Here is a 22,659-nt window from a genome sequence, read left to right on the forward strand (position 1 = left end):
GTTATATTATAAATTAGGATTTTTACACGATTGCTATCACTTCCAGTAGTTTAAGGAGCTCACATCCTTTTGAAAAAAAGTTATTGATGTTACTTTTCTTTTACCTGTCGAAAGGTAAGGTTGATCCTTGGCAGCACTTCCCTGGCTGTTTTTGGTACCTGATGTTCCCAATAGGTATTGGTGTGTCCTGCCATAAGCAGGAATGTACCGTGATGCAGGGGTATTTCAATCTGTGGGATGTGCTTTAGAAATTTATGGCGAAGACGGAACAGTCTTGTTTCTCCAAAGGTTACCGAGGCGATGTTCATGTCCTTGTTGGTACTGGTGGTTTTATCGCTGTGCCATCCAACCCCGTCACTGCCGTCCCTGTAGAGGTTGAGCAGCACGGCATTGAACTGGATATTGGTATGCTGCTGCACACGCTCCCTAATCCGGAGCAGTTCTGAGGGCCAGTGCGGATTTGCCTTACGCTCGGGCCTTCTTGACTCCCCGTACCATGTGATCATTCTTGGAGCCGTAACCACTTTGTCGTACATGGGCATTTCATATTCCCTCCACTGGGAATTATGGTATAAAAAATTATAGTAGTAATCGGACTCTTCCTTGCTGAAAAAATTATCAATCAGCATCAGATCCGCATCAGGGACGTCAAAGGTTCTTTTTCCGCCATTGCCTGATGAAAAAATTTCAGTGTCATCAAATAGCATCATCTTTTCCGGAATTTAATTTATACTCATTTTATTATCTTTATTGTCACCTTTCATCCTTTAGTCTGCAGGCAGAGCTTCATGGTCATATGTATGGGCATGGCCGGGCGAAACCCGAAACGCGGGCTTCATAAAAGCACGATGCTACAGTACCCCTTTCCGCCTCCAATGATCAGCGGTATCTCGTTGAGTTCCGAATTGGTCAGTCTTTCGCAGGACACGAAAAACGTATTCATATCGATGTGCACAACCGCCCTTTCCATAGTCATCTCTTTTATACAAAAACAAAATTATTACAGATTGTAACAAAAATTAAAAGGCAGTATGTTCTAATTTGTAACAAATTTACAGGATCAGATTTTTCGTATAGTCAAACAGCCTGTAAACAGGCGAAATTTTGCTCAAAAGGGTTACATCAAAAAATGTTAAAAGTTATTTTTTTAATGTGTTTTTTCTTAATTTGAATTATCTTTACACCCCAAAATCGAATTTGAATATCATTTTGAAGTTTTAATAATTGCACAGGCATTAGCTTTTGAAACCGTCTATCCGAATCAGTTTTTATTTATCCTTTTATGTAAATTTTAGTAAAATGGCGTTTGAAACACACAATTCTAAGAGATTTATTTATCTGGCCGATGATGACAGCGATGACAGGGAGTTTTTTGCTGATGCGGTTCTTGAGATTGATCCCGATGCTGTTTTAAAACAAGCCCCTGACGGCATGCATTTAATGGATGACCTTCTTTCCCTTTCAGGTGCTGAGCTTCCCCAGTTTATTTTTCTTGATATCAATATGCCCGGCAAATCAGGACTGGAATGCCTGGCGGAGATTAGAAGCAATAAGGGGGTGCCGAAAGACGTGAACATTGTGATGCTTTCCACCAGCAGTGATCCGGAGAATATCCGCAGGGCATCAGAGCTTGGCGCTACATTCTATGCGGTAAAGCCCAGCTGTTTTGATAGGCTCAAATCTTTGCTGGAAGAAGTTTTGAGCATGGATCTTGTTGGGGCGGCAGGTGAAGGAAATAAAAAGTTTCTTTTGGTTTAGTTTTGGGCTGTATTAGAGACTTTTATAAACTTGCCCTTATTGAAAAAAACATTTAAATTAGCGGGGATGCGGGCAGGATCATTATGTTTCTGCATATCGAAATTCAGCCAATAACTGTTTTTGATCATCTGAATCTTTCTATTGCTTCGAGAAATTTGGTACTATCTTTTAGGAGCTTTTTCTCGTTATCCGTTCTAATCTTTTGTGCCGAACCCCGGCACAAAAGGATTTCCACTGCACACGAGCGAAGCGAACTGGCGAAGCAATCGGGCTGGGGCTGCCTAGTTACAATTTGTTTTTATGATGACTGCTCAGGTAAAAATATTTTTCAGAGGCCGTGGGAGGTCAGGCTATTTTACTTTTATGATATTTGAGGAGCCACTCTTCCATTCTGAGCAATAGGGCAACTTCTTTGTAATTTCCCGTTGGATCTTCCAAGCCGTTTATACTCCTTGTGATATGGAATTTTTTGGTTTTAAATTCACAGGTAAATTTTGGAAATTCGTTATGGGAAACGATCCAGTTGCCTGTGGAGTGTTCATTTATCTTAAATTTTTTCATTGCGGTGAAGGGTGAATTATTTACAGTCTTAAAACTTACCGCTGACCCCAAAAGATGATCAGCAGGATTATCGCTATTAGAATCGCAATCGGTATAACGGAGACAATAATTAAGCCGCAGTTCAAGGACAATTTTGTTTGGATGCCAAAAGGAACTGATCCGGGCTGTAAATCGTCCGGCGCAGCACCCAAAGTGCTTCAGTATAAAAAAATGATTTAGGGAGTATAAAAAAAGCAGAATAAAAAAATGGTGCAAGTGAATATCTTCGTCACCAGAAACTTACTTGGAATACCACGATAAAAATGTCCGGCTGATGTTACCACATACCATAGTGGAGTAGGTTCGATTGCGAGAGCTGGCTAAGGAAATTACCGGACTAACGGCGATTGCTACAACATCTCGTTCGGAAACGATCGACTGGTGCGAACAACAAGGCGCTGATTTTGTTGTAGATGAGAAAGATTTAGTGACCTCAATCCGTGAAGCAGGATTGGAATTGTTCATTTTATAGTAGATTTTGTGGCTACCAATGTCTATTGGGATACGAAGTATCAGAAAACTGGCATACTTACTGATTAGGGATTGACTGTATTTTCAAGACTAGGCTATTACTATAGCAAGATTTCTGAAGCCTACTATCAGAAAAGATATTGTTTTATGTTCAAACAGATTGTGATTTGTAGCGATTAAGTATTTTCAAATTAAATGAAAAACCCGTCAGATACCCTAAGTAATTGACGGGCCCATCTTAGCATGTACGCTTATAATTATTTTGTAAAAACTATCTTGCAGTTAAATTTAGAGAAATTGTTTGCATATTTCCACTCCCATCATAGCGCTCTGCCCAAATCTCAATATACTCATCTTTTTTTAATTGTACAGTTCCGACAATTGGTAGTGCTAAAATACCGGCTGTTGTTAAAAAACCAGTAGTACCTTTACCGTATACTTTTGTTTCAGTGAGTACAGTACCGTTTCTTGCGATGTAAAGAATCACAGTCAAATCGGTATTACCTTGATACGAAACCGAAGCTGTTACCTGAAAATATCTTGTTTTGTTACCTCTGTAAGTAATTTTATTGTCTCCATCTTTTGTGAAACGAAACAGACTATTGGAAGTAGTGGTACCCATTATTTTTCTTCTCGTTCCAGACCCCGTACCAGTAGAAAAAGTAGTTGTCACTCCAGTACCAACCGCCGCATCGAGATTAATATCACCCGTGGCTTCACTATCAGCTTCACGAGAAAGACCTGGCGCATCAACTGTCCAAGCATTATTAAAAAGGTATCCCGGATAAGTTGATGACGCTGCGTAACCTTTAACATATCCTGAAGTCGCAGTTGTTGTTCCCGAAAAAACAGTGCCAAATAAAATACCGGTTCCTACAGCAAGATTACTATCGCTCACATCTAATGCAACATCGGCTCCGTTAACAGTGCTAAAACCACTGTTCTTTTGTATTAACCCGAAGCTGGAGGAAAATGTTTCAAAAGTTCCATTATTAGTATTTAACCAGGCTTGGTTGCTTAGAAGCAAATTACCAATATTAGAATAGGTTATTCCGTTGGAATTATTTAAGAACTGAATAATATTACCAAAGTATAAACCCAAACCTGAAATACTCCCCACATTTGTAGTCATTCCATCAATAATTGTATTTTGAACCAAAAGAGAAGTATTTGTTGCTATTCCCGGACCAGTAATATCAAAAGCTTTCGTTCCTTTTAAAGTAACATTTCTAATGCCACCTCCTGTATTGCCCTGAAAAACAACGCCGCTGGAAGAAAGGATATCTTCATTTACATCTTCCCCGGAAACATAAGCATTATTTAAATTAATTGGGAACGCTAATGCAATAGTGCCATTTATTTCATAGTACGTATTTGTAGTTAATAAATAACTAGATCCTCCTCCGGCAGTTAACTCTGGTGCTAAATCTGTTACTGATTTTATCAGTTTATAATTACTTCTCACTACAGCACTCTCACTTGCAAGCTTTATCCAGGCTGTAGTTGCAACATTATAGAAGTAAAAGGATTTTTCGGTTGTGTCAAAAACCAATAGACTTTCGGCAGGACTTGCTATTGCAATTCGCTGCACACTTGTCATACGCGGTGCAAGCATCCCTTGAGTTGTAGAAGAAATATCTAAAACAGAACTTGCATTTGGCGATACAGTCCCAATACCAACTTGAGCATTTCCAATAATTGTTATAAAAAAGAAAAATACCAATAGTATGATTCTATTATTTTGTTGAGTAGATGTTATTGTCATAGTTCGTATTGATTGAAGATTTTTAAATAATATGTAAGAGTTTGATAAAATTCTTAATTGCCAGAATTTGAAATAATGATTTTTTGAGTGATTTTTGCATTCTCAGCCGTTAAGAATGTTGCGATGTACACTCCGGCACTCAAACCTGAAGTTGAAAAACTAAAGTCCTGTTCAGCGCCTAGATTATTCTTTGATATTACGGCTCTTCCAAGAAGATCATAAAGCACAAATGATTTCATAATTTCATTATTTGGATTTGTTACTTTTAAAACCTGGTTTTTATTGTCATGGCTAATAAAAAATATAGTTTTTATAACATCATTTGTTCCAAGTGTTCCATTAGTAAAGCTTATTTTAAATCGTTCTGCATATTTTCCAGGGTCAACTGACACTTCATATGCATTATTTTTTATGTTATGATATGACTGATCAACAGAATCATAAATATAAATAGGCTGCGAATCATCAAAATCTACAATTTCAGGTAGATAAAATTTAAAGGTTGTACTTGTAGCTGCTTTTACCGACAGGGGAACTTTTTTTGATAAATCATAATTAATACCCTGAATAACATAATCTGCATTTTCAATCAAGAAAGAAATATCATTTGGCAAGTCTTCATCCATATTTTTAGCATCAATACCTCTGTCTATACCATCGGTCGCTGTGGGAACAAATGCGAAAGCAAGCTGTCTTGTAAACTCATTATTTATTATAATGTTCAGCTTAAAATATGGAATAAAAGGAGGAGGAGGAGGTGGGCCCTCGTATATATTTGTTGCTGTTTTGGCACTTAAATTTTTTGCGGGTTTTTCAAATTGTGATAAAATATTTTGCTCTTTGAAAAACACACGATGGGCATTTTTAAATGTCACAGTCCCATTTGAAGCCCCATTTATCAGGAACCCCTGACCAATTGGAAGGTATTTTCGCAGCAGAACTGCACTTGTTCCTGTTGGAGGATTATTGTTGACAGTTCCATCGCTGTTGTAGGATTTAAATGTGGCAGGGGTGTAAAGACCATCTGAGGCTAAGTCCAGTGGTGCATAGGCAGCATAACCTCCTCTATAAGCAGAGAGGTAATGAGAGTTTACATTTTTATCCTGTTGCCAAAAATAAGCAATACCAGTTGCCGCATTATTTGCCGGGTCTAGTAGAAAAGCATTTAAGTGTATTGCTGACGGGTAGGGATTTCCTGTAAGGGTTGCTGCATTATTAGAACCAACCGTTACAGTAATATTTCCGTCATTGGGTTTTCCTCTAAAATCATATCTTTGAGCTCCCGTGCCAGGATTATTTACAATTCCGGTTCCTTCCGGATCTGCAGCGTCAGAACCGCTCGTTCCTTTCATTGTAAACCCTTCACCTGGAGCGATCACTGTAGAGGCTCCAACTTGTAGCCACTGCGAATAATTATTGGCATTGGTTAGTTTATAAATCCAATGGGATGCTATACTTAATGGATTGGCAATGCCATTATAACTCCCGATGGGAAGTATAGTTGCACCTGTGGAAGCGATTGCACTGGTGGGCTGATATAAAAATGTGATTCCAAAATTGTTGTTACTGGCAGATGATGCAGTACTGCCAACAGGAGAACACCAATAGTTATAATCGAAATTGTCTGAGGTTCCTTCTTGATAAACAGATAGGGTTCCAGTTCCAGTATTTGCAGAAATGCCGGTTGTTCCCTGAACCAACTGAGAATTGTTTCTTAAATAAAGATTGGAATTAGTAGCCAAATTTATATTCTTACCTACATAGAGTACCTGGTTCTTCACATATACCGGTGTATTGGCACCTACATGTATTTGAGAAAACATTTGAAAAGAAAACAGAATAGAAAGGAATAGTAAAGTTTTTTTCATATTTCTTTTAGTTGAATTATTTAAGTGCAGATTGTTTTATATTTAAAATGTAGACCTACTTCTTTTTGAATATTGTATAACTCCCAAATGCGACAGCAGCTATAAATAGTATAAAAATCATGGAATCAATAGGCACTGCCACTGGATCGTCAGGTAACCCGGGGGGAGGAGGATTTCCTGATCGTGCCACCATTGAGATAAGATAAATGAAACCAAAAAATAGTTTTTTCATTATTGTAGATATGTTTTGGTAAAAGCGATAAAGCGATTTGAGGGCTTGTGTAAGGCATTGTTTTCAGTAGCTTGCGAGGCAAATTAAGAGAAATACCTTTCAAGATAAAAAGCAGAAGTAATAACTGATACTTATTGGGTATAACCGTCTATCAAAAAAAAGGCTCCTTATCGTTAATGTTGAGATGCAATGCATGGCTATAATACAGTTTAGCCTAAAAAGAATCGAGGTTTAAAAGAGCGTGTAAGTCGGCCGATAATTAAAAAAATAATATAAAGAGGGATCTAGGACATTTTAAATCAAAATCGCGCTTAATTTTAATGACGAATTCTAAGATGGAGTTGTTGAGCGAAAAAAAGTTAGCGGAGAAAGAACGTAACTTTTTTTAGTTATCAGTTGCCGCAGATCACTGAATCGATGCGACCAGCCACATGAAAAAATAGGATAGTTAGGAGTTCAACATCGTAAAAGAGAGATTTATAACTGCTTTAAAAAATGAAATAAAATCATTTTTACTCTTTTTCAGAACTAAAAAATATTTCAAATAAAGATAAGAGTCACTACAAATGACTATCAGGATATATAAATTTGGATAATTTAATTATTGAAATAATAATAATAATAAATACCACCTACACGATTCGGTCAAGGAATTCTTTGGTAATTGGTTTAACATGAAAGGAAACGACATTTTTATTGCTGGTTGATCGGGCTATATCTTCATTATCAATTGTCGATGAAATAATATAAGCTTTACAATATTTTTTTAATGTATCTGAAAGCATATCATACGATTCCAGAAATTCAAATCCGGACATTAAGGGCATGTAGATATCCACAAATATTATCTGAGGCAATTGTGAAATATTGTCCTGATTCGCCTGTAAATATTTTATAGCGTCTGTTGGATCAGTATAGTGTAGCACATTTTTCCCAAAATTATTTTTAGTAATCATACGTGATATAATGTATAAATCTACCGGGTTATCATCAATGATCATAACTGTTTCAAATTTTGGGTATGGATCTTTTAACATGGTTTCAAATTTTTTAATATGATATTAAATGTAGTTCCGCTGCCTTTTTCTGATTGTACTTTAATAGAGCCCTGCAATATTTCTATGGCATCTTTTACAATATATAATCCAATACCTGAACCATCATAGCCAGAAAGACGGAAAAACATCTCAAATATTTTTTGATGATATTCCGGATCAATCCCAATGCCGTTATCCGTTATGCTCAAATGAAGATTTTCATAATCAGTATATCCCAATATTTTTACAAATCTATTAGATTCTTCTTTTTTATGGTATTTTATTGCATTTGAAAGAAGATTTTTTAAAATAGTATTAAAGCGCAATTTGTCTGTATAAAACGGTTGTTGTTCCTTAACATCCATTTCAAAATGAATTCCTCTGGCCTTTGTCATGCTTTGAAGCGAATCAACTACATCAAGCACAATTTCTTTTGGCGAAATCTGTTCAACCTCTAGTCCTGTACGGTTGTTACGCGAATAGCTTAAAATATTTTTAATAAATTCATCCAGACGATTGATATTGTTTCGTATCAATTCAACATGTTTAAGAGTATCAGTTTCCTGACTTTCTGATTCGATAAAAGAAAGAAGACCCAGAATAGAAGTTAATGGAGATCGTAAATCGTGAGATACACTGTATACAAATAGATCCAGTTCTGAGTTGGTTTTAATAAGCTCTCTGTTTCTTTTTTCCAGATTAATTTCAGCTTTTGTACGATCTGTTATGTCATTAGAGAGAATTAATCTCGCAGGATTTCCTTCATAAGTAATGTCATGCGCAATTATTTCGACTGTTATAATGCTTCCATCTTTTTTTAAATGCTTCCATTTTCCCCTATTGTAATTTGATTGGTTAATCTGTGAACGGTCGCTTGATTTAATGAAATGAATTTTTTCATCGTTTGATCGTATGTCCAGAGCAGTCATTGCAAGAAATTCTTCACGGCTATATCCATATTGCAAAACGGCCATTTTATTTACATCGAGAAATATAAAACTATCTAAATCGATAACCCACATTGGCATCGGATTGTTGTCAAAAAGATATCTGTATTTTTTTTCGCTTTTCTTCAGTTTTTTTTGTGCTAATCTCATTTCTGTAATATCAGCAAGTACAATAACTGCTCCGGTTATTTCGCCCTCATTATTGTGAAACGGAACAGGGTATGGCAAGACAGTACGTTTATCTCCATTGGGGCGTTCAATAATTATTTCCTTATCAAGGATTGGATCACCTTCTTTTAGTGCTGTAGCCATCGAACATAAATTAAGAGGCACCTGTTTTTTATCATTATTATAAATATTCCATGAATTATACCATAGATCTTTTCCTAGTTCAGGCTCTCTTCCCCATAACTCAGCGGCAGCTTTATTATAGAGTGCTATTCGTCCTTCACCATCACAGGAGTAGGTGGCAACCGGTAATTTCTGGATTAGGTCCCTGTACATTTTTTCACTTCCTTCGATTTTTTTTCGAGATAAAACCTGCTCTGTTACATCGTTTCCAAAAAAAAGGATACCGTCAATATTATTATTCGCATCCTTGTGTGCCTGATAAATGAAATTCAAATAAACTTCTTTTTGTTTCCCGTTGCCATCACGATCAAATTGTATTAACATTTCATTTGCTGAAAAGGTTTCTCCTGTATTATAGACATGATCTAAAATTTCAAAAATTCCTTGTGGTTCAAGTTCTGGTAAAACCTCTTTTACGGTCTTGCCTATGATATCTCTTTTATCGATTAATTTTAAATAAAGTTCGTTTGCTAACTCGTATACGTGGCCAGGACCCTTTAAAATCCCCATACATGAAGGTGCTTGCGAATATAAATTGTAAAATCGCAGTCTCTCAATTTCAAATGCTTTTTCTATGTGTTTTTTCTCCGTAATATTCCTGCCTATACAATAACATAATTTTTTAGCATCATCCCATACCGCTGACCATTGTAAATAAACAATATCTCCATTTTTGTGAATAAACTTTTTTTCAAATATTGGTACGTTGGATCCGTTTCTAAAATCAAATTCTTCATTTATCGAATTGCCAGCACCCTCATTACATATGAAATCACTGTATTTTCGGCCTAATAACTCTTCGAGTTGATATCCTAAGATACGTTCGGAAGCCTTATTTACCCAGACAAACTTTCCTTCTATATCACAAGAGCAAATCAGATCCATAGAAAAATCTAAGATTTTACCAAGGTCGATTAAAGGCTCCTGAAAATGATTAGTGATACTTTCATGAGTAGTAATATCATTGCTATCTTCTATCTTTTTAATTTCCATTATGGTGACTGTTCATTGAGATATGGTTACTTCACTTAAACAATAGCTTGTTTTTTAGCCTTTAAGTTTTATAAATTTGTTAAAATCATCCTGACGCCTCTTGGCAACTGGTAAAATTACTCCATTGGAAAGCTCACAGAAATAGCCATCCTTTTTTGAAATTTTAACGATGTGGCGCAGATTGATAATATAAGAATGGTGGATTCGGAAAAAATAATTGTTGTCCACAATATTACTATATTCTCCTAGATTTCTGCTTGACATTATTCTATTTCCGTTCGAAAGTATAAAAACAGTATATTTTCCATCTGCCTTGCAAAAAATAATTTCAGCCATGGGTATTAATTCTATTTTTTCTAAAGATGCTATGGCCACATAATCATTTGTTTGGTTTACGGTGTTTATAATATTAATATTATTAATTTTTTGATTCTGATAAGAGCGTTCCATCTCCCTTGTTTTGATTACCTTATAAACCGCTATAATTATGGCATTGAAATCGATTGGTTTCAATAGAAAATCAATTGCATTATGTTTAAAAGCTTTTATAGCGTAATCCTTTTGTGAGGATATAAATACTAGTTTTGGAATGCTAAAGTCCAATTGTTCGAGCATTTCAAAAAAAAGATTATTTTCAAGTTTAATATCCAAAAAAATAACGTCAGGTTTTTTTGATTTTAGTATCAAAGCTCCATCCTTTATACCATTAGCATTGCCGATTATTTTCATAATCATAGAGTTATCTTCTTCAAATTTTTTTAAAATTAAAAGAGTCTCTTTTTCTTCGGAGATGATTATAGCATTAATAGCAGTCATGGATGTTATTTATTCAAAAGATAATTTAATTCAAAAAAAAATAAACTAATTTGTTGATTTGTATGGCTTTACCGTATGAATTTCCTCAGATATTTGAAAATGTAATTTACAGATATACTAACTTAAACTCTGAAAATTTAGTATAGTCTTTAATGAAAAGTAATAAATGCGCTTATAGTCAGAACAACTGGACAATATAACGGTGTGCGCGTAAGTGCATGTACTTAATGATTAATAATATATTAAACATTTCTGAAATTAGATAGGGGTCTGCTGAGTAAGTATACTTAGACTAATTCTTTTACTAAAATTATTGGGTAATAATCCATCGACTATTTACATAAAAATTAACGTAAGCTAACTATTTGATTACGTGATGTGTTTTAATCTCAAATGTGTTTCAATATAAATTTATGATATTGAAGATTATCTGTTTTATATCATTTACAGTAATTTTTACAGATTTTCTATATCCAATACTTTATAAAATACATTCTAAGAACAGAAGACATTGAGACATCTTCAAACCTACAGAGTAGGAGTTAAAACTGTAATTGATATTGGAAAAGAAAAAATTGAATAACCGATTTTCGTCAGTATTTGATTTTTATATCTTGAATCTTTTAAGATTTATTTGATCGTTTATAACAATACTTTTTTTTGTTAGTTCCTTATATGGAAACGTTTATTATTAAAGTATCCTGTTAAGAGCACTGATGATCTTTCTTCTCTGCTAACTTATTCTTCTCATCAGGATGAAGTGAAATATAATAGATTTTGTTTCAAAAATCCTAAATCTGTTTAAATTAGACTGATTGTAAATAGATAAATTCTCAAATGTATTGATTAGTGGTTTTTTAAATAAAAAATGATGGCAATTGTCTTCAATTGGCGCCATTTGGCTTGTTTGTGACCCATAAAGGACAAATTACGCACCATTTTATGGAGGATTTGAAGAGATTGGCTTACTGGAAGTAGAGGTTGTCTTTCTATGTCTTTAGTATTTTGGTTTGGATGTACCGTTGGGGATCGATGTTTATTTTTGTCTAATTATTGATAATCATATTTCCATTTGTAGAGAAAGGCAAAAGTAAATTGTTATTAAAATATAATTGGCGAACAAGGCAAAACTGTAAACTATAAAGTAGGGGTATTAAAAAAAGATTTGTTTTTGTTGTGGCAGCTTATTTTTCTCGACAGTGCTTATGAATTGGAATAGCACTTAAAAATTGCTTGGTGAAAACAGGTACTTTGATCGCATTGTAATCCTCTGACAAAGCCTTAATTATATCTTCATAGATCATTTCGCTAGGAAAATAAAAAAAGGGTATTATAAATTCTTCTAAATATACAATTTATAAATTATTTACTTAATTATGGTTGCAAATTATAATTTGCAACCATTTTAGTTATTTAATGTTAATGGTCTGAACAGCAATAGTTTTAATTTCGAGTAAAATTAGTATTACTTAAGAACTTAAATTATAAGCCATGAAACAGCCCTTATCCCATAGAAGAGTAAAACAGACTTTACTTCTGTTTTTTATCCTTTTAAATTTTAACGTTTTTGCACAGGAAGAACCTGAAAAATCAGGATCTAGTGCCCAGGAACTGGCAGATAAACTGGCCAATCCAGTAGCCAGTTTAATTAGTGTTCCGCTGCAGAATAATTTAACATACGGAATTGGTCCTTATAACGGTTCAAAATACCAAATCAATATCCAGCCTGTTATTCCTTTTAAATTAAGCGATAATTTAAACCTGATTACACGTTATATCCTGCCGGTTGTAGACCAGCAGGATGTTACCGGCGAAAACAAACATGAATTTGGTTTAAGTGATGCTACGGTAACCGCTTTTTTTGCTCCTAAAACAAAAGGAATTATTCTAGGATTTGGTCCGGCTTTTTTAATTCCGACTGCCACCGATAAATTTTTAGGAACAGAAAAATTTGGTATTGGGCCCAGTGTCCTTGTGATGCATCAAGGAAAAGGACTGTCCGTAGGATTCCTGGCCAATCAGATATGGTCTGTGGCCGGAAATGAAGATCGTGCGGATTTTAATCAATTTTATACGCAGATCTTTTTAACGCACAGTTATAAAAGCGGGGCAAGCTTGGGAATCACATCAGAGATAACGCAAAACTGGGAGGGCAATACAACTCTTATTACCGTTAGCCCAAATGTAGGGGCGATCACAAAACTAGGTGGACAGACCATGCAATTTGCCGTTATGCCTTTAATACCAGTTGTTGGTCATTCAAACATAAGACCAGATTGGGGACTTAGGGCTGTTGTCTCTTTTATATTTCCTCAATAATTTCTTCATTACATAAAAAACTAAAAGATTAAAGTCCTTAAAAGGATTTTTGATGAATGAATAGTAAAATTTGATACCTATTTAAATTTAAGCAAAATGAAAAAAATATTTATTACAATTTTTGTGGTTTTTATAGCAGCTGGATGCAAGAAAGAAAACACTACATCAACTGCTGCTGCTGCTTCTGAAAATACTGAAACTCCATCTGATCAGGATATCATTGACGCATATACTTATCTGTACGGAAGATATCTGGTCATCCAACAGGAAAACCATGATATTAATGTAGAGAAGGTAGGGTATAATAAAATCAAATACAACCCGCTTGGCTCTGCGCAATTTGTAAATCCAAATCTGGATGTTGCTTATCTGGAGGCCTGGATCGCTGTTGATAAGGATCATGCTGTTATTTTGAATGTTCCTAAAATTGAAGGACGTTACTATACTGCGCAATTACTCGATGGCTGGGGTGAAGTTATAACCAATATTAATGAAAGAAATTTTCCGAAAACTCCTTCGGGAAAATTTGCTTTGGTTTTAAAAGGTTCAAATCCCACAATTCCTTCAGATGCAGTAAAAGTAGAACTGCCATCGGAAAAAGCAAAAATGCTGGCCAGGGTAGAGTTAAAAGGAACTTCATCCACCGCCAAAAAACTTCAGGAGCAATTTACTTTTACGGTTCCCGATGGAATCAAAATTGCGCCTCCGGTTACTATTCCTAATTTTACTCCAAAAGCGCCCATTGGCGGGGAAATTTTTAATAAGATAGAGGAGGTTCTCAATTCTTCTCCCGATCCGATGCCAAAAGCCAAAGAATACCAGGCAAAAGTGATTGCGGTTGGCCAGTATGCAAAAACCGATGATAAAGCAAAAGCACATATTGACCAGATTGTTAAAACAAAAGCCATTCCTGCATTTTTAGAAGGGGCAAAAGGCTTTGGTACACAAAAAGGAGGATGGTCCGTTTCCTATGCCGCTGGTAATTTTGGCGATGATATCATGGCCAGGGATATTATCAATTATGGCGGATTATGGGCCAACCGAGTTGAAGAGGCCATTTATTTTGTTGGGCTTACAGATTCTAAAAAAGAATTATTAAGCGGAGACAAAGTATATGAGATTAAATTTCCCAAAGAAGATATTCCGGATTTAATGGTCAATGCTTTTTGGTCTGTAACCTTATACAGCGTGCCGGATTACAAGGTGGTTGACAATAAGCTGAAACGATATAATTTAAATAATGTTTCGGGATTAAAGAAAAATGCCGATAGCTCTTTGAGTATCTGGCTGGGTTCTTCTCTGCCTAAAGGCGCCATACAAAGCAATTGGCTGCCGACTCCGGCCGGAAAAGGTTTTGCACTGACCATGCGTATGTATGTTTCTAAAAAACCGGTGCTGGACGGCAAATGGTTTCCGGCTCCAATTGAAGAAATTAAATAATTCAAAATTAATTTAATTGATCGGTAAGAGACAGGATAAGATTTTGAATTATAGATGTTAAGCTTATTAATAAACTAAGATTTCCTAAAAAAGGAAATATATTAAATTAAAAAAAGATGAAAAATAATATCAGATTATTTGTATTATCTGCCTTTGTTACGACCTGTTGTTTTTCCCAGGATCTGCCAAAACCTACACCTGAATTCAAGGGAAAAATAGAAACCACATATAAAACATCAACACCTGATTTTCCTCAGCCGGTAACCCGCCACAGGGAGCACCAAATGTACTTCTCATACTTATTGATGATCTTGGCTTTGGAGGAACAGAACCTTTTGGAGGTCTTATCCCAACCCCTAATATAGACCGTCTGGCTAAGAAAGGATTGTTATATAATCGTTTTCATACCACAGCCTTGTGCTCACCAACCAGAGCGGCATTATTAACGGGAAGAAATCACCATCAAAGCGGGAATGCAGGAATAACAGAGGGCTCTACAGGATATCCCGGATATGACAGCTTCTGGGGCCAGGAAAATGCCGCAATTCCTGAAGTTCTGAAAGGCAATGGATATAATACTGCCGCTTTTGGAAAATGGCACAATACCCCGGACTGGGAAACAAGTCCACTGGGGCCTTTTGACAGATGGCCGACGGGAAAAGGCTTTGAGCGATTTTATGGGTTTATCGGTGGGGAAACCAATCAATACTATCCTCAATTGTATCAAAATATTCAGCCGATTGAAAAGGGAATCACCCAGGATCCCAGCTATCTGCTGACCCCTGATATTACCAATGAGGCAATTGCATGGCTGGGCAACCAGAATTCGCTTTCTCCTGATAAGCCATGGTTCCTTTATTTTGCGCCTGGCGCCATGCACTCCCCGCATCATGCTCCCAAAGAATACATTGACCGTTTTAAGGGGAAATTTGACATGGGATGGGATAAATTCAGGGATGAAGTATATGCCAATCAGATCAAAAAAGGAATTATACCGGCAAATACTAAACTAACGCCACGGCCTGCCGAGATGCCGGCGTGGGAATCCTTAAGTGCTGCTGATAAAAAAGTGTATGCCCGCCAAATGGAAGTGTTCGCCGGATTCCTGGCACATCTGGATGAAAATATCGGCCGTCTTTTGGATGCGGTGGAAAATAGTCCCAGTGCGGATAATACCATGGTAATTGCAATTTTGGGAGACAACGGTTGTTCCCCGGAAGGCGGACTAAAGGGAACCATTAACAATATGGCAACCCAGAATGGTTTTCCTGATGATATGACCACCATGTTAAAAGCAAATGAAGAGGTAGGCGGACCTGAACATGAAAATAATTTTTCTGCCTGCTGGGCATGGGCAGTTGACACACCTTTTCAATGGACAAAAGAAGTTGCCAGTCATTTTGGCGGAACCCGAAACGGAATGATTATCTCATGGCCAAATAAGTTTAAAGGAAATGCCGAGATCCGTTCACAGTTTTACCATGTAGTGGATATTGCGCCGACCATTTATGATGCATCGGGCATTAAAATGCCGCAGACGGTACAGGGGAGCAAGCAGATACCGCTTGCAGGAACAAGCATCGTGCCGACGTTTTCTAATGCCAAAGCCCCTGAAACCCATATTACCCAGTATTTTGAGATTTTCGGAAACAGGGCCATTTACAATAAGGGATGGATAGCCACGGCCAGACATGGTCTGCCATGGGTGCTGGTGGGAAAAAAGGGAGATTTTGAAAATGATAAATGGGAGCTGTATAATATAGAAAATGATTTTTCACAGGCCAATGACCTGGCAGCCCAAAACCCTGAAAAATTAAAAGAGCTGCAAAAGCTTTTTGATGTGCAGGCCAAAGAAAATCAGGTATATCCCCTTGATGACCGTTTTGCAGAAAGAGCCGTGGTTCCTGACAGGCCGAGCGTAACAAAAGGGAAGACCGATTTTACTTATTATGCAGGTGCAGTGCGTATCCCTGAAGGTTCGGCCCCCAATGTTAAGGCTAAATCACACACCATTACGGCCGATATTGAAATATCCGATATCAATAAAACCCAGGGTGTCCTTGTAGCGGCAGGAGGAAGCGGTGGTTATTCCTTCTTTATAAAAGACGGGTACCTGATGTATGAGAATAATTTCTTCTCCAAAGAAAGGGATGTTCTCAAATCAAGCGAAAAACTGCCAAAAGGAAAAGTAAAAGTAGCTTTCGAATACGTACATACCGGCAAAAAATATGGGGAAGGAGGCAATGCCAAACTTTTCATTAACGGAAAAGAAGCTGCCAGGGGTGTTTTCGCGCATGTGCCGCCTGCCCGCTATAGTGCTACAGAAACATTCGATATTGGAGAAGATTCCGGTGAACCCGCTTCAACGCAGTACAAGGATAACTTTGCCTTTAATGGAAAAATAGAAGCAGTAAAGTTCAAATTATTGCCCGGAGCAGCAGTTAAGGAAGTAGAAGCTAAGACAAAAGAACAAAAGAAAAAAGCACAAAAGGCTGTAGAATAATTTGCTGAGCAGCTTTTGGGAATTCCTGACAAACTACAGTGAAAAATGAATGCTGAGATTTTGAGAACTAATTGCCTATTGAATTAAAAACCCATACTATGAGAAATAAATGCTTTATAATCCTTGTAATTACTTCCTTAATTATAAATTTTGGATGCGAAAAAAAGACCGCAGTTAATACAACAGCATCAACAACCGTTTCTCCATCAGGGACTGAGATTAAGATGGATGGCGAACTGCCTTCAAAAGAATCCATTGCGGCCTTGTTTGACGAGATGGATTTTCAGCAGGCCACGCAATGTTATTTATGGGGACTGCCAATTGTGGCTTTCGCAGAGTGGCAGCAGAATCATTATAAAACTTTTAATGCTTCGAGCAATGACCTGGTTTTTTATAACACCTATAATGATCGATTGGGAATTCTGACCGGTAATGCTACAACTCCTTATATCATGTCCTTTATTGATCTGGCGGCAAACGGGCCAACGGTTATCGAAATGCCGGCAGGGCATACCGCTGGCGGACTCGGTGATTTCTGGCAGCGCGAGCAGGCCGTTATTGGAGAAATGGGGCCCGATAAGGGAAAAGGAGGCAAATATATTTTGGTGCCGCCAACAATGAAAGATTTCAAACCTGCAGGATATTTTATAGTTCCCTGTAATACCGTGAATATGTTTTTTGGATTCAGGGCTTTGGATCCTGATCCAAAAGTCACTGAAACGCTGGTAAAACAGGTAAAAATTTACCCCTATGATAAGCGTGCCAATCCTGTGCCGACAAAAGTCGTAAGTCCGCCAACGGGTAAAAAATGGTACGGAATCCAGCCGACCGGAATTGCCTATTGGGAAAGGCTTCATGCTATTTTGCAGGAAGAGCCCGTAGAAGAGCGTGATCGTTTTTTTATGGCCTGGCTCAGAAATCTCGGGATAGAAAAAGGAAAACCGTTTAATCCGGACGAGCGCCAAAAGAAAATTTTAATTGCCGCGGCCGAAAAAGGACAGCAGATGGCAATGGCAAATTCGTTCAATAAACGTTTTGAAAACGTTAAGCACTGGCCGGACAAAAAATGGGATTATGTGATGATTATCAAAGATCCCTCGCAGCATGCCGAAAATTATGATGAGTTTTTCGAAAGGACTTCTTATTTCTATGAAGCCGTTACCTATTCAAAAGCCATGATTACCAAAATCCCAAATGTGGGCCAGGCTTATTTAGGTTCCTATTACGACAACAATGGAAACTGGCTGGACGGAGGGAAGAATTATACGCTGAATGTTCCTGCCAATCCGCCGGCGGTTAATTTCTGGTCCATAACCATTTATGATTCGGCAACACGCTGTTTGATAGATAATGCTCAAAAAAATGCTGATTTATCTTCCCGCAAGGATCTGGTAAAAAATGCTGATGGATCTGTTGACCTGTACTTTGGTCCAAAAGCCCCAGCCGGAAAAGAGAAGAACTGGGTGCAGACCCTGCCTGGGAAACACTGGTTTACTTATATGCGTTTTTACGGACCCACTTCTGCCTATTTTGACAAAAGCTGGAAAATGGATGATATTAAAGAGTCGAAATAGACCTTATAATGGGAGTCATTAATGAAAGCTGGAATTTGGTAATTTATAATTCCGGCTTTCAACATGCTCTTTATATAATGCACATTGCAAATGGTAAATGTGCAGACTCAAAACAATCAGGGCAGTAATAAACTATAAGGCGAGAGGTTTTTTGACATAGCAAAATGTTTAAGGAGCATCACTTTTAAACTTGTATGAAACCCTTAAAAACCATATTGTTTTCTATTGGACAATTATATTGCTTAAAGCTGTTAAATAACTTTTAAAAATTGAAACCGGGGCTCCCTAACGCGAACTAACATAAATCGTATTAGTAAAAATTATGACCTTTAAAATACCATCGAAACAAAGACAGTTCTATTTAGTTCAAATAGAAAGGGTTTTAGCTGCTAAAAAACTTTTCCTGAAACAGGATTTTAGCATGCCGGAACTTGCAGAGGAAACAGGCATTCCGCTTCACATTATTTCATACACAATTAATTCAGAGCTTAATGTTCGTTTTAACGATTTTATAAATTTGAAGAGGATTGAATATTTCAAGCAAAACAGTAAAGGCCCATTATGGAAAGATCTGACAGTTAAGGAAATGGCTGAGAATTCCGGCTTTAAATGCAGGACAACCTTTTACAGGGCATTTATTAAACATTTGCAGCTAACTCCTGCGCAATATATAGAATCATACAGAAAAAGCCTGACGTAGTGAGGAAGGTACAAACCGTTATTATAATGGTGTGCCATGGATAAATTTATGTAAAAAATACTTGAATTTGCATGCGAAAAAGTATATATTTAAACTTAATTTTTAGCAACTTTTAAGTAATATGTGCTCTATGAATCTGCTTATATATATCTTTTAGGTTTAAAAAAGAAATTTATTGCAGCATAAAAAGTAACCCTATTATTTCTTAGGGGCTCTTCCTGCTATACGCTGCAATCTTTTGTGCCGAACACAGGTACAAAAGGATTTCCACTTCACACGAGCGAAGCGAACTGGCGAAGCAATCGGGGCTAGGTCTGCTGAGGAGCCCGGCTCTTTAGACGAATAAAAATAAGTGAGATTATAAAAAAATGGCGACACTTGTCTTCAATTGGCGCCATTTGGCTTGTTTGTGACCCATAAAGGACAAATTACGCACTATTTTATGGAGGATTTGAAGAGGTTGGCTTACTGGAAGTAGAGTCTGTATTTGGATGTCTTGAGTGTTTTGGTTTGGATGTCGCGTTGGGAATTGATGTAAATTTGTATAAAATTTTTAATTTGGCCTGATTGCACGTTTAATTTTTTTAAATCTGTTCGATTCTGCCACAAAACCAATAATGTAGACAATTGAGATAATAATTCATCTGATTGCCAAATTTTTGGAGCAAAAAGTATCAACTACATCAAATGTCTGATATGGTATGTTCTAATTTTTAAGTATTATTTCTTTTTCTCAGTTTTCTTTTTTGTTAGTTTTTTCTTTTGAAAAAAATCGCTTAAAGCTTTTTCTTCAGCTAATGTTAGAGAACTTAGTCCACCAATACTGTCTATATCTAAATCTAATTTTTTAGTTTTCATAATTATTTATTTTGAAAATATTTATTGATTAATTTCAAGGCTGATTTTGTTTCAATTATCATAATTCTACCACCGAAATGGAATGCTCCAAGTATTTTTTCAAAACGATCGACTAATTGCGATTTTGAAAGAAAAGAAACATTTCCATCGTTACCGCGCTGAAAAGATAATTTACAAGCATAAGCAAACCGCCTTAATTTTTTGTGGCAAAAAAGGTATCCCTTCCAAACAGCTTGCGCCACCATTTTGCCACAAACTCAAAAGTAGTAAATCAAATAAGAACTATCAGTTTTGAAAATAAAGTTTATTGATAAGTTTTGTACCGGAAAAAAGAGTCAATTATGTTATGGAAATTGAATTTAAGAAGTTGGCTGAGTTTAAGCGATGTTAAGGTTTTATTATTCCCACTATTACCGAAATTATCGTCTGGTATTGCTTAGTTGGAATGCAATCTTCAAAAAATCACTTTCGTGCTTATCATTTTTCAATTCGAACCAGATTGATTAATAACAAGCCTTTAATGTCATTTGTAAACAAATATGTTTATATTTGCATTATGAAAAGGGAATATGATAAATATAAGGGAATTCATCCAGGGGCAGTACTGCAACGCGAGCTTGATAAACGAAATCTGGCACAGCGTCCCTTTGCACAATCTCTGTTTGAGCATCCCCAGACTATCAATTCTATTATAAAAGGGAAAAGAGATCTCAATACTGCCTTAGCACTTAAAATAGAAAGTGCCCTTGGACTTGAAGAGGGTTCGCTTTTGGTGCTTCAAACGTATTACGACATAAAAAAAGAGAAGCAAAAAACATTGCAGGGTAATCATCCCGAGATAAGCAGGCTTAGAAAGAGTCTTTTTTGGGATACCAATATCAATACGATTAACTGGGAAAGTCAGTCTAAGGCTGTTATCAGAAGGGTTTTTGAGCGTGGAAATATCAGTGAAAAAAAAGAAATCATCCGATTTTATGGCCCTGATAGAATTAAGCCCGTGATCAGAGAAGCGGCTGGAAAAACCTATGTTAAAGCCAAAAGATCATGATGCACTGGAAAACAGTAAATCCATTGCTGAGAGAGAGTCTTCTGCAGCTTATGCAGGCGGATGAATTTAAAGTTTTTCGTCTGGTTGGTGGAACAGCGCTGAGTCTTCAAATCGGACATAGGTTGTCTGTTGATATTGATCTTTTTACAGATGAAGATTATGGAAGCATAGATTTTGATATACTTGAGAACTATTTGATGGCAAATTTTCCTTATACAGATAAAGGTTTTGGGGGTATTACAGGTATGGGTAAATCTTATCTTATTGGTACAGATAAAGATAATACTGTGAAGCTGGATGTTTACTACAGTAATGAGAAGTTTATTGAGGACGCCATTGTAATGGATGGAGTGCGTATGGCAAGTGTAAAGGAAATTATAGCCATGAAGGTAGATGTCGTTTTAAGGGGAGGCCGTAAAAAAGATTTTTGGGACCTGCATGATCTTTTACCTAAGTACGATATAAAAAAAATGCTGAGCCTTCACAAACAGAGAAGTGAGTATACTCATGATGAAGAAAAAATCCTGCAAAACTTTATTGATTTTACTTCTGCTGATGATGATTTTGACCCTGTCTGTCTTAAAGGCAAATATTGGGAATTTATAAAGGAAGACATTCAGGCCGCAGTAAAGAGAAGTTAAAACAAGAACAGAGAAAATATTCTGGTAAAGACAATGGTTTGCTAAAAAGAAAAAGCCTTTAGATAGTACTCTTTAAAAGCTTTTGACTTTAAAAGTTTTTTTGAAACTAGCATAGCCCTCTGATCCAGAACCTGTCTTTTGAGATCAATGGCAGCAGTCTTTGGCAGACTGCCTCAAAAAAAGGTGCACCTATAGGTCCACTCAGAAAATTGTTGAGACAACACAGTAGCGGGAACGGGACTGGAACCTGTTGACAAAAAAAAGACTAAAATAAACAGCGTAATAGGATTAATATAACCTGCAGCATTCCTGAATTGCAGCAGTGCCGCAAAAATTTCAATAGGGGTAATGCTATACGCTGGTCTTTTTCTATTGCTTTGAAGAATTGCGTTAAAGGATTCAGCTGGTCCATTACTCTTGTTATTTAGATTTTTATTCCACTGTCATAAAAATGAATTTTAATGATTGTTTTTTAGTTTGTGTTTTTTTTCTGAAACGGCGCGAGTACGGCTCTTTTTGGCCGGTTTTGTGCTGGCAGTAAGCTCGCTAGGGAATATAACAATACTATAGTGAATCTCTTATTGGTGCACCAATAGGCTGAATCAGTTGTTTTACTTTTCCTGATGCTGTTTTACTATAGCCTAGAATCAGCTGATTTGCTTTTAGCCTGGATTGATCCCGTATCAGGAACTGCCGGGGGAATCTGGTTTGAAATCATCATGGTTGATTGTGCATACT

Annotated in this window: 17 protein-coding genes and 1 pseudogene; 9 read left to right on the forward strand and 9 right to left on the reverse strand. The window is 36.6% G+C overall.

The window, feature by feature from the left end:
• Positions 1-89: 89 nt before the first annotated feature.
• Positions 90-710 (reverse strand): alpha-ketoglutarate-dependent dioxygenase AlkB family protein, encoded by a 621-nt coding sequence (locus FLP_RS00695; protein ID WP_065447579.1) that lies wholly within the window; start codon positions 708-710, stop codon positions 90-92.
• 125 nt (positions 711-835) lie between these two features.
• On the reverse strand, positions 836-976 hold the full coding sequence (locus FLP_RS25700; protein WP_317044561.1) for a Y-family DNA polymerase: 141 nt from the start codon (positions 974-976) through the stop codon (positions 836-838).
• A 323-nt stretch (positions 977-1,299) separates the two neighbouring features.
• Here FLP_RS25700 and FLP_RS00700 point away from each other — a divergent pair, with 323 nt between their 5' ends.
• Positions 1,300-1,758: a response regulator gene (locus FLP_RS00700; protein WP_065447580.1), complete on the forward strand. Its 459-nt coding sequence runs from the start codon at positions 1,300-1,302 to the stop codon at positions 1,756-1,758.
• 907 nt (positions 1,759-2,665) lie between these two features.
• Entirely contained in the window at positions 2,666-2,830 is a 165-nt protein-coding gene (locus FLP_RS25055; protein ID WP_243397574.1) for a hypothetical protein, read from the forward strand.
• Positions 2,831-3,100: 270 nt separating this feature from the next.
• On the opposite strand, the gene FLP_RS00710 is transcribed toward FLP_RS25055, so the two are convergent.
• From FLP_RS00710 to FLP_RS00730, 5 genes are all read right to left on the reverse strand, one after another.
• Positions 3,101-4,594, reverse strand: a complete 1,494-nt coding sequence (locus tag FLP_RS00710) for a hypothetical protein (protein ID WP_065447582.1) — start codon at positions 4,592-4,594, stop codon at positions 3,101-3,103.
• A gap of 53 nt (positions 4,595-4,647) precedes the next feature.
• On the reverse strand, positions 4,648-6,462 hold the full coding sequence (locus FLP_RS00715) for a T9SS type A sorting domain-containing protein (protein ID WP_065447583.1): 1,815 nt from the start codon (positions 6,460-6,462) through the stop codon (positions 4,648-4,650).
• A gap of 864 nt (positions 6,463-7,326) precedes the next feature.
• On the reverse strand, positions 7,327-7,731 hold the full coding sequence (locus FLP_RS00720; protein ID WP_065447584.1) for a response regulator: 405 nt from the start codon (positions 7,729-7,731) through the stop codon (positions 7,327-7,329).
• Complete coding sequence (locus tag FLP_RS00725) at positions 7,725-10,022, reverse strand: PAS domain S-box protein (RefSeq protein ID WP_065447585.1); 2,298 nt, start codon at positions 10,020-10,022, stop codon at positions 7,725-7,727. Before FLP_RS00725 ends, FLP_RS00720 begins: the two co-directional genes overlap by 7 nt.
• A 54-nt stretch (positions 10,023-10,076) precedes the next feature.
• The gene (locus tag FLP_RS00730) at positions 10,077-10,838 is read right to left on the reverse strand and encodes a LytR/AlgR family response regulator transcription factor (protein WP_065447586.1); all 762 of its coding nucleotides are present in this window, start codon (positions 10,836-10,838) and stop codon (positions 10,077-10,079) included.
• Between the two features lie 1,491 nt (positions 10,839-12,329).
• Between FLP_RS00730 and FLP_RS00735 the strand changes: the two genes are divergently transcribed.
• The 5 genes and pseudogenes from FLP_RS00735 (at position 12,330) to FLP_RS00755 (ending at position 19,374) form a co-directional block, all read left to right on the forward strand.
• Complete coding sequence (locus FLP_RS00735) at positions 12,330-13,157, forward strand: hypothetical protein (protein ID WP_065447587.1); 828 nt, start codon at positions 12,330-12,332, stop codon at positions 13,155-13,157.
• A gap of 96 nt (positions 13,158-13,253) precedes the next feature.
• Complete coding sequence (locus FLP_RS00740; RefSeq protein WP_083195760.1) at positions 13,254-14,597, forward strand: DUF1214 domain-containing protein; 1,344 nt, start codon at positions 13,254-13,256, stop codon at positions 14,595-14,597.
• 292 nt (positions 14,598-14,889) lie between these two features.
• Positions 14,890-17,100, forward strand: a pseudogene (locus FLP_RS00745) (sulfatase-like hydrolase/transferase); the annotation flags it as partial.
• Positions 17,101-17,198: 98 nt separating this feature from the next.
• A complete protein-coding gene (locus FLP_RS00750; RefSeq protein WP_083195761.1) occupies positions 17,199-18,674 on the forward strand; it encodes a DUF1254 domain-containing protein in 1,476 nt (491 codons plus the stop codon).
• A 322-nt stretch (positions 18,675-18,996) separates the two neighbouring features.
• On the forward strand, positions 18,997-19,374 hold the full coding sequence (locus tag FLP_RS00755; RefSeq protein ID WP_065447589.1) for a helix-turn-helix domain-containing protein: 378 nt from the start codon (positions 18,997-18,999) through the stop codon (positions 19,372-19,374).
• A 720-nt stretch (positions 19,375-20,094) separates the two neighbouring features.
• Here FLP_RS00755 and FLP_RS25385 read toward each other — a convergent pair.
• On the reverse strand, positions 20,095-20,232 hold the full coding sequence (locus FLP_RS25385; RefSeq protein WP_165606631.1) for a hypothetical protein: 138 nt from the start codon (positions 20,230-20,232) through the stop codon (positions 20,095-20,097).
• A 2-nt stretch (positions 20,233-20,234) separates the two neighbouring features.
• Positions 20,235-20,477 carry a hypothetical protein gene (locus tag FLP_RS00760; protein ID WP_065447590.1) on the reverse strand — a complete coding sequence of 81 codons (243 nt, stop codon included), beginning with the start codon at positions 20,475-20,477 and terminating at the stop codon, positions 20,235-20,237.
• 311 nt (positions 20,478-20,788) lie between these two features.
• Here FLP_RS00760 and FLP_RS00765 point away from each other — a divergent pair, with 311 nt between their 5' ends.
• Positions 20,789-21,280: a helix-turn-helix transcriptional regulator gene (locus tag FLP_RS00765; protein ID WP_065447591.1), complete on the forward strand. Its 492-nt coding sequence runs from the start codon at positions 20,789-20,791 to the stop codon at positions 21,278-21,280.
• Positions 21,277-21,921 (forward strand): nucleotidyl transferase AbiEii/AbiGii toxin family protein, encoded by a 645-nt coding sequence (locus FLP_RS00770; RefSeq protein ID WP_065447592.1) that lies wholly within the window; start codon positions 21,277-21,279, stop codon positions 21,919-21,921. Before FLP_RS00765 ends, FLP_RS00770 begins: the two co-directional genes overlap by 4 nt.
• Positions 21,922-22,659: the final 738 nt, after the last annotated feature.

It is taken from the genome of Flavobacterium piscis (genome assembly GCF_001686925.1).
GTDB classification, from domain to species: domain Bacteria; phylum Bacteroidota; class Bacteroidia; order Flavobacteriales; family Flavobacteriaceae; genus Flavobacterium; species Flavobacterium piscis.